The organism is Polaromonas sp. P3_C2 (assembly GCF_056402675.1).
Map to the genome: position 1 here is coordinate 1 of NZ_JBFUGX010000086.1, position 9,422 is coordinate 9,422.

8 protein-coding genes are annotated in these 9,422 nt (G+C 63.0%); 6 read left to right on the plus strand and 2 right to left on the minus strand.

Annotated features, from left to right (window positions below; genetic code table 11):
• From AC1DWI_RS05850 to oppF, 6 genes are all read left to right on the plus strand, one after another.
• Window positions 1-886: efflux transporter outer membrane subunit (locus AC1DWI_RS05850; protein WP_477724522.1), on the plus strand; the 886-nt coding region annotated here is incomplete at its 5' end.
• A gap of 600 nt (window positions 887-1,486) precedes the next feature.
• Window positions 1,487-3,100 carry a peptide ABC transporter substrate-binding protein gene (locus tag AC1DWI_RS05855; RefSeq protein WP_477669034.1) on the plus strand — a complete coding sequence of 538 codons (1,614 nt, stop codon included), beginning with the start codon at window positions 1,487-1,489 and terminating at the stop codon, window positions 3,098-3,100.
• A 164-nt stretch (window positions 3,101-3,264) separates the two neighbouring features.
• Window positions 3,265-4,185, plus strand: coding sequence for an oligopeptide ABC transporter permease OppB (gene oppB, locus AC1DWI_RS05860; RefSeq protein ID WP_477669035.1), 921 nt, complete (start codon window positions 3,265-3,267; stop codon window positions 4,183-4,185).
• Window positions 4,186-4,197: 12 nt separating this feature from the next.
• A complete protein-coding gene (locus tag AC1DWI_RS05865) occupies window positions 4,198-5,121 on the plus strand; it encodes an ABC transporter permease subunit (protein WP_477669036.1) in 924 nt (307 codons plus the stop codon).
• An 8-nt stretch (window positions 5,122-5,129) separates the two neighbouring features.
• The gene (locus AC1DWI_RS05870) at window positions 5,130-6,134 is read left to right on the plus strand and encodes an oligopeptide/dipeptide ABC transporter ATP-binding protein (RefSeq protein ID WP_477669037.1); all 1,005 of its coding nucleotides are present in this window, start codon (window positions 5,130-5,132) and stop codon (window positions 6,132-6,134) included.
• Window positions 6,127-7,113 carry a murein tripeptide/oligopeptide ABC transporter ATP binding protein OppF gene (oppF, locus tag AC1DWI_RS05875; protein WP_477669038.1) on the plus strand — a complete coding sequence of 329 codons (987 nt, stop codon included), beginning with the start codon at window positions 6,127-6,129 and terminating at the stop codon, window positions 7,111-7,113. The genes AC1DWI_RS05870 and oppF overlap by 8 nt, the downstream gene beginning before the upstream one ends.
• A gap of 82 nt (window positions 7,114-7,195) precedes the next feature.
• Here the strand turns inward: oppF and AC1DWI_RS05880 are convergent, their stop codons facing one another.
• Both AC1DWI_RS05880 and metC read right to left on the minus strand, forming a co-directional pair.
• Window positions 7,196-8,209, minus strand: coding sequence for a YeiH family protein (locus AC1DWI_RS05880; protein ID WP_477669039.1), 1,014 nt, complete (start codon window positions 8,207-8,209; stop codon window positions 7,196-7,198).
• Between the two features lie 121 nt (window positions 8,210-8,330).
• Window positions 8,331-9,422: cystathionine beta-lyase (gene metC, locus AC1DWI_RS05885; protein ID WP_477724523.1), on the minus strand; the 1,092-nt coding region annotated here is incomplete at its 5' end.

The window sequence follows — 9,422 nt, forward strand, 5'->3', positions numbered from 1 at the left end:
GCAAACACTGGCAACACGGGAAGAGGCCTTCAAGCTCAGCAAGCTGCGCTTTGGCAACGGCGTCGCTTCCGAGCTGGACTTCCGCCAGGCCGAGTCATTGACAGAAGCGGCCCGCGCCTCGCTGGCCCAACTGGTGCGCCAGCGTGCGCTGGATCAGAACGCACTGACCCTGCTGATCGGCCAGCCATTGAGCGGTGACCTGGCGGTGGCCTTGCCTGCCGGCAAAGGTCTGGCAGACGCCCCCATGATGGTGGACGTGCCCGCGGGGCTGCCGTCTGACTTGCTGGAACGCCGCCCAGACATCCGCCAGGCCGAGCAACAGCTGCTGTCTGCCAACGCCGACATCGGCGCGGCCCGTGCGGCTTTTTTCCCGCGTATCTCACTCACGGCTTCTGCCGGCAGCGCCAGCTCGCACCTGTCGGGCCTGTTCAAGAGCGGATCCTACGGCTGGACGCTGGCGCCGCAACTGATCCTTCCGCTTTTTGATGCGGGCCGTAACCGTGCCGGGCTGGATTCGGCCAATGCCGGGCGTGACATTGCCATCGCCCAGTACGAAAAGTCCATCCAGACGGCTTTCCGTGAAGTGGCCGATGCGCTGGCGGGCCGCGACACCTTGGGCGAGCAGCTGCGTGCCCAGCAGGCGCAGGCCAATGCCGAGGCGACGCGTTTCAAACTGGCTGATCTGCGCTACCAGAACGGTGTGGCCAGCTATCTGGACCAGCTCGATGCACAGCGCTCGCTGTTCGCCGCACGCCAGGCGGTGGTGCAAACCCGGCTGGCACAGCTGCAAAGCCAGGTCACGCTGTACAAGACCTTGGGTGGCGGCTGGAAAGAGCCGCCTGAGGAAGCCTTGAGCCTGAAGGCGTCCACCCAGCTCAGCCGCTGAGCGGGTGCGCGGCGCCTGAGGGCGTCTGCGGGACCAGACGCCCGCGCTACAAGATTGATAGCTGCTTGCGCCCATGGTTATTGGGCTGGTAGCTATTTTTATTTAAATTCTCACAAGAGCAGGGCGGCCGGTTTTCTTCCGGTACCCAAAATTCAGGTGATTTGTGCCTGCAAGTCAATCATCGTGGGCGCAAGCAGCTATCAAAACAATAGCAATCCTGCTGACACTCGCCATGGCGTCAGAAGGCGCCGCCGCTTCGCCGCCGGAATTGCGTGAAGGCTTGAACCAGGCACTGACTCCAGCCGTGCCGTGATGCACGGCTTGAATCGCGGTACCTGTCCATGCCCCGTGGCTGTCGCCTCGCTCGTTCAGTTGTGAGCAAGTGTTCCCTATGTATCCCCTTGACTTCCGCGCCACCCATGGCTTCGTGAAGGCACGGTAATTGCTGAAGGGTTACTCCCTACGGGGCTGCGCCTGGCGCGGCGGTATATTCGCGCCGACTGACAGGCAAACGGGGGCTCCTCTCACGAGAGGGGCCCCGTTCCATCAACCATGGCGGGCCACAAGCCCGCCAATTTTCTATTCGGGAGTGCAACAGGCATGAACTCAAACTGGACGATGAAGGCGCTGACAAGCGCCGTGCTGCTGGCCTTGGCTGGCCTGGCGGTGGCGGCCACGGTGCCCGCGGGCGTGAAGCTGCACGAGACGCAGGAACTGGTCCGCAACAATGGCTCCGAGCCTGAAACCCTGGATGCGGCACTGGCGACGGGTGTTCCGGCCAACAACGTGATCCGCGACATGTTTGAAGGCCTGGCTGCCGCCGACCAAAACGGCAAGATCGTCCCCGCCGTGGCAGAGAGCTGGAAGCAGATGGACCCCCTGACCTGGGTCTTCAAGCTGCGCAAGAACGCCAAATGGTCCAACGGCGACCCGGTGACGGCCGAAGACTTCATCTACAGCATGCGCCGCTTCGTCGATCCGGCGACCGCCTCCAAATACGCTTCCACCTACGGCGTCTTCCTGCTCAATGCCAAAGAGATCATTGAAGGCAAGAAGCCCGTCACCGAGTTGGGTGTCAAGGCCGTGGACCCTTACACCCTGGAAATCAGGACACCTTTCCCGGTCGGTTTCCTGCCCGAGGTCGTTTCCAATCCCCAGCTCGCTCCCCTGCATAAAGCCACCATCGAGAAATTCGGCAAGGACTGGACCCGGCCCGCCAACATGGTGAACAACGGCGCCTTCTCGCTGAAAGACTGGCAGGTCAACAGCAAGATCATCCTGGTCAAGAACCCGGCGTACTGGGACGCGAAGAATGTCCAGCTCACCAAACTCACCTACCTCTCGGTCGAAGACGGCAATGCCGATGTGAAGCTTTATGAGTCGGGCGAGAACGACTGGGTTTACCAGCTCCCGCCAGGCACCTTCGACAAGTACAAGGCGCAATATCCCAAGGAAATCCGCAACACCGACATGCTGGGCCTGCGCTATTACTCGCTCAACAATGCGGACCCGGCACTCAAGGACATCCGTGTGCGCAAGGCGCTGTCGATGGCGCTGGACCGCGACATCCTCGCGCAGCGCGTGACGGCCGACGGCCAGACCCCGGCATACGGCGTGATCGTCAAAGGCACTTCGGGTGCCGACGTCACCTCTTACGACTGGGCCAAGTGGCCCGCCGACAAGCGCATCGCCGAAGCCAAGAAGCTGCTGAAGGAAGCGAATCTTCCGGCCGGCACCAAGCTCAAGTTCTCCTACAACACCAGCGATTACCACAAGAAAATGGCCATCTTTGCGGCCTCCGAGTGGAAGACCAAGCTGGGCCTGGACGTCGAACTCGAAGCGATGGAGTTCAAGGTGCTGATCAAGAAGCGCACCGACAAGGACTACCAGATCGCCCGCAACGGCTGGATCGCCGACTACAACGACGCCACCACCTGGTTGACGCTGGTGCAGTGCGATTCTGACCAGAACTACCACAACAGCTGCAACCGCAAGGCCTCTGCGCTGATCGATGAAGGCAACCAGTCGATGGACCCGGCCAAGCGCAAGACGCTGCTGACGCAAGCCGCCAGGATGATCATGGAAGACTATCCCATCATCCCTTTGCTGCAATACACCGTGCCGCGCCTGGTCAAGCCTTATGTGGGCGGTTATTCGACCACCAACGCGCTGGACCGCTACCGCGGCAAGGACCTGTACATCATCAAGCATTGATGTCCGGATGGCGGGCGCCGCCGTGCGCCTGCCTGTCCTTGATCTGCTTTTCACCGCCTTTCAACGTTTTTCTGATGCCTCGCAGGCCTTTCAGGGCTAAGCTGTACCTGGCCGACGCGTTCAGGCGCTCACACTGACATAGACCTAGCCCGGAGATATTCCCCATGTGGTCCTACACCTTCAGACGCATCCTGGCGACGATTCCCACCTTGCTGGCCGTTGTCACCGTCTGCTATCTCCTCCTGCACGGCACGCCGGGCGGGCCGTTTGACGACGAGCGCAAGGTGTCCGCGGCGGTGCTGGTCAACCTGCAGGCCAAGTACCACCTCGATTTGCCGCTGTGGCAGCAGTACCTGTATTACCTCAACAGCCTGCTGCACGGCGACCTGGGCGCCTCGTTCCGTTATGCCGACTGGTCGGTCAACGAGTTGGTGGCCAATGCGCTGCCGGTGTCCGCGGCGATAGGCGGGGGCGCCATCGTCATCTCCTTCTTTCTCGGTGTGTTCCTTGGCACGGTGGCCGCCGTGCGCCAGAACAGTGCGGTCGATTACCTCGTGATGCTGCTCGGCAACGCCGGGCATGTGTTCCCCTCGTTCGTGATCGGCCCGGTGTTGATCCTGGTGTTCGCTGTCTGGCTGAAGGTGGCGCCCGCGGGGGGCTGGAATGACTTCGCACCGCGCTTCATGATCCTGCCCATGCTGCTGCTGATTTTCATCAACGTGGCCACCATCGCGCGCGTCATGCGCGGCAGCCTGATCGAGGTGCTGCACAGCAATTTCATCCGCACCGCACGCGCCAAGGGACTGCCCATGCGCACCGTCATCCTGCGCCACGCCCTCAAACCCGCGCTGCTGCCGGTGGTGTCCGTCATGGGCCCCCTGGCGATTTCATCCATCACCTCCGCCATCGTGACCGAGTCGGTGTTCTCGCTGCCGGGCATCGGCAAGCTTATCGTCAATGGCGCCGCCAACCGCGACTACACGCTGGTCCTGGGCCTCGTCGTGCTGGTGACCGTGATCGCCGTCACGCTGAACCTGCTGGTGGACCTGGCCTACGCCTTGCTCGACCCGAAGATCCGGTACTGAGCAGAGGCCTGCATGCTGCTCGAAAAAAAAACCAGACAAGACCAACTCGCCACGGCTGTCGGCCAGACGCTGGCCGACGCCGAGATCCATGGCCGCAGCCCCTGGGCGGATGCGCGCGTGCGCTTCATGCGCAACAAGGCCGCGGTGTTCAGCCTGTACCTGCTGGCATTCATCACGCTGTGCTGCATCGTCGGGCCCTGGCTGCTGCCCAATGCTTTTGACGCTGCCGACTGGGACGCGATGAGCCTGCCGCCCATGCTCAAGGGCTGGCATTTTTTCGGCACCGACGAGTCCGGCCGCGACCTGCTGGTGCGCAGCCTGATCGGCGGCCGCGTATCGCTGCTGGTGGGCTTCCTGGCGACGCTGTCGGCCGTCACGCTCGGCATTGTCTGGGGCGCGACGGCGGGTTTCATAGGCGGCAAGGTAGACGCCTTCATGATGCGCGTCGTTGACATGATGTACGCGGTGCCTTACTTGCTGATCGCCATCCTGATGGTGACCATATTGGGGCGGGCTTTTTACCTGGTGGTGATCACCATCACGGTATTTTCGTGGATGAACATGGCACGCGTGGTGCGCGGCCAGACGCTGTCGCTGCGCTCCAAGGAGTTCATTGAAGCGGCCCGCGCGTTGGGCGTGCCTACACGGCGCATCATCTTCCAGCACATTGTTCCCAATCTTCTGGGCATCGTCGCGATCTACACCACGGTCACCGTGCCGGCCGTGATCCTGGTCGAGTCCGTGCTGTCATTCCTGGGGCTGGGCATCCAGGAGCCAATGACAAGTTGGGGCGTGCTGATCCACGACGGTGCGTCCGTCATGGAAGTCTCGCCCTGGATGCTGCTGTTTCCGGCGGGCATGCTCTCGTTGACCCTGTACTGCTTCAACTACATCGGGGACGGCCTGCGTGATGCGCTCGACCCCAAAGACCGCTGAGCCGCACCATGAGCCTGATTGAAGTCAACAACCTCGGGGTCCAGTTCCAGACCCAGGACGGGCTTGTCTACGCCGTCAACGGCATCAATTTTTCGCTGGAGCGCGGCCAGACTTTGGGCATCGTCGGCGAAAGCGGTTCCGGAAAAAGCCAGAGCGTGCTGGCCATGATGGGCCTGCTCGCCGGCAACGGCAAAGCCACCGGCCAGGCCCTCTACAAAGGCCAGGACCTGCTGGCCATGAAGCCGGCCGAGCTCAACAGGATTCGCGGCAACCGCGTGGCCATGATCTTTCAGGACCCGATGACGTCGCTGAACCCTTACCTGACGGTGGAGCGGCAGATGACCGAGGTGCTGCAGTTCCACAAGGGCTTTGACCGGAAGTCCGCCCGCGCAAGGTCGGTCCAGCTGCTGGACGCCGTCAAGATCCCGGAAGCTGCGCGGCGTATCACCATGTACCCGCACGAGTTTTCGGGCGGCATGCGCCAGCGTGTGATGATCGCCATGGCCTTGCTCTGCGAGCCCGAAGTGCTGATCGCCGACGAGCCCACCACGGCGCTGGACGTGACGGTGCAGGCGCAAATCATCGCCTTGCTGCGCGATCTTCAGCGCGACTTCGGAACGGCGATCATCATGATCACGCACGACCTGGGCGTGGTGGCGGGCCTGTGCGATGAAGTGATGGTGCTGTACGGCGGGCGCGTGATGGAGCAGGGCAGTGCCGACAGCATTTTTTATGGAGCCTCCCATCCCTATACCGTGGGCCTGCTGGGTGCCATACCGCGCCTGGACGCGGATGACGAAGCGCTGGTCGCCATCCCAGGCGCGCCGCCCAACATGGCGCGGCTTCCCAAGGGCTGCCCGTTCAGCGAACGTTGTACGCTGGCCAGCGATCAGTGCCGTGACGTGATGCCCGCGTTGCTGCCGGCCTTGCACAACCCGGCGGTGCTCAGGGCTTGCCACAAATCAAGTGAGGCTGTGTCTGAACTTGCGGCCAAGGGAGCCGTCCATGCGTGATGCCTCTCAACCTATTTTGTCGGTGCGCGACCTGAAAGTGCACTTCAGGATCAAAAGCGGCGCCTGGCCCTGGTCGCCGGCGCGAATCCTGAAAGCCGTGGACGGCATTTCCTTCGACATCCATGCGGGCGAAACGCTGGGCGTGGTGGGTGAGTCGGGCTGCGGAAAATCCACCTTGGCGCGTGCGGTGCTGAACCTGATTCCTGCCACCGCCGGCAACATTGTCTGGATGGGCCAGGAGATGACGGGCGCTTCATCTCAAGCCTGGCTGGGCGTGCGGTCAGACATCCAGATGATCTTCCAGGATCCGTTGGCCTCGCTGGACCCGCGCATGACCATCGCGCAGATCATTGCCGAACCTTTGCGCACGCATCGCCCGCGCATGCCCGAGGCCGAAGTGATGCAGCGCGTCAAGGCCATGATGGGCCGCGTTGGCCTGATGGCGCAGCAGATCAACCGCTACCCGCATGAATTTTCAGGCGGCCAGTGCCAGCGCATCGGTATCGCCCGGGCGCTGATCCTGGAGCCCAAGCTCATCATCTGCGACGAGCCGGTKTCAGCGCTCGATGTCTCGATCCAGGCGCAAATCATCAACCTGCTCAAGGCGCTGCAAAAATCCATGGGTCTGGCGCTGATCTTCATCGCGCATGACCTGGCCGTCGTCAAACACATCAGCGACCGCATTTTGGTGATGTACCTAGGGCATGAAATGGAAGTGGCGAAAAAGAAGGCGTTGTATGCCGCGCCGCGTCACCCCTACACGCAGGCGTTGCTGTCGGCCATCCCGATTCCCGACCCGGCGCTGGAGCGCAAGAAGGTGATCCAGCTGCTGCAGGGCGACCTGCCGTCGCCGATGTCACCGCCCTCGGGGTGTGTGTTCCGAACGCGCTGCCCCTTGGCCGTTGCGCGCTGCGCTGAAGAGGTGCCTGAGCTTCGCCGCCTGGACGACCAGACGGAAGCGGCTTGCCTGCTGGCTTGAAGTCTTAAGCCTTTTAGGGCTCCAGCCCTTTAAGGATGAGCGCAAGCAGCTATAAAAATCATAGCAAATTCCGGCCGAATCATCACCGGACAATGCACAGGTACACCGCAAAAACGGCGACCAGCCACAGGGTTTCCAGCAGCATCAGGGCCATGGGCCGCCAGCCGAGCTGCACCAGTGCTTCAAACGAGGTCTTGATGCCCAGCGCTGAAATGGCGACCACGAGACACGCGCGCGACACATGGCCCAGCGCCTCATTGAGCCGCGGCGTCACCACGCCCAGGCTGTTGGCCAGCACCAGCGCCATGAAGCCGACCAGGAAGAAGGGCAGCAGCGGCGTGCGCGGGCCGGTATCGCCGCCGGGGCTGCTGCGCCGCCGCCAGTACCAGGCCAGCACTGCCACCACAGGCACCAGCAGCGTGACGCGAAAGAGCTTGACGATCACCGCGACGTCGCCAGTCTCGTGCGATAGCAGCAAGCCGGCGCCGACAACCTGCGCCACGTCATGGATGGTGCCACCCAGGAAGATGCCGGCAGCGGTGTCGTCCAGCCGCAAACCCTTTGCCAGCAACGGAAACACAACCATTGCCAGTGTCGAGAGGCCGGTGACGCCGACAACGGTTAGCAGTGTGTAGCGCTCGCTCTCTTCGGTTTTGGGCATGACGGCCGCCACGGCCAGCGCTGCGGAGGCGCCGCAAATCGAAACAGCCGCGCCGCAAAGCAGGCCGAAATCGGTCTTTAAATCAAAGCGCCGTGCCAGCCAGGCGCCCAGGGTAATCGTGCTGGCAATGCCCAGCACCGCGGTGGCCAGCGGCCCGATACCCAAGTGCCCGATTTGGGAGAGCGTGATGCGCGCACCCAGCAAGGCCACGCCGATGCGCAACAGGGTTTTGGCGCAGAACTCTATACCGGGCCGGCAGCGTGCGTCCTCGTGCAGGAAATGAAAGGCCAGTCCGAACAGCAGGGCGTATAGCAGTTGCGGGCCGCCGTAATGTTCGGAGACGAAAGTGGCGGCCAGCATGATGAGCAGCGGCGAGGCAATGCCCGGCCAGAGGCTGCGGGTGCGTTGGAGCCAAAGGTGTGCGTGGCTGGGCATGGTGATGCAAACCTGAAAGAAAAGGGCAGGCGAGAGCCGCCGCGGGGGCGGATGAAAAGGAGTGAGGGAGAGGAAAGAGGCTGGGGGAGAAGCGAAGGGCAAAGGCGCGGAGGTAAAACCTTCAGGCAGCCAATGCGGCAAACCCCTGTTGCAAGTCGCCTATCAGGTCGACCGGGTCTTCCAGGCCGATGTGCAAGCGCACGATCTGGCCATGGCCCGACCAGTCGGTCACGCTGCGCGCGCCCCGCATGTTGGTCATCGTGACCAGGCTTTCATAGCCGCCCCACGAAGCGCCCAGGCCAAACAGCCGCAGGCCGTCGATCAGCCGCTCGGCGGCGGCCTGGTCGAAGGTGCGCTGGAGCTCGAAGGACAACAGGCCGTTGGTGCCCTTGCAGTCGCGTTGCCAGATGGCGTGACCTGGATGGCCGGGCAGGGCCGGGCAGAACACGGTCGCCACTTCGCTGCGCGTTTGCAGCCAGGCCGCCACCTTCAGGGCGCCGCTTTCATGCAGGGCCAGGCGCGCGGCCATGCTGCGTGTGCCGCGCAGCACCAGGTAGGCATCGTCGGGGCTCACCGTCATGCCGAAGGCATCGCTGCGCTCGTTGAGCGCCTGCCAGGCGGCTTGCGTGGTGGCCACGGTGCCCATCATCACGTCGGAGTGGCCCGACAGGTATTTGGTGGCCGCCATGATGGACACGTCGGCACCCAGTGCCAGCGGCCGGTATTGGTAGCCCGAGCCCCAGGTGTTGTCGGCCACCAGCAGCAGGCCCCGCGCACGGGCAATGCCGGCCAGGCGCGGCAGGTCGCACATTTCATACACCAGCGAACCCGGGCATTCGGCATAAATCATGCGCGTGCCCGGCTCGATTTTTTCTTCCACGTCGCTGCCGTCGGCTGCAAAGAAGGTGCAGCGGATGTTGTAGGGCGTGAGGAAGGACTCCACCAGCTTGCGCGCCGGTTCGTAGACGCTGTCCGACATCAGCAGGTGGTCACCAGGTTTGACGTAAGACAGCAACGTCATCGCGATGGCGGCCAGGCCTGTGGGGAAGAGCCGCGTACGGTACGCGCCTTCGAGCTCGCTGACCATGTCTTCCAGCGCGTAGTTGGTCGGGTTGCCGCGCGCCCCGTAGGTGAACACGCGCTCCTCGCCGCGGCGCAGTCGCATCTCGCGCTGGTGCGCTGTGTTGTCGAACAGCACGGTGCTGGCACGCAC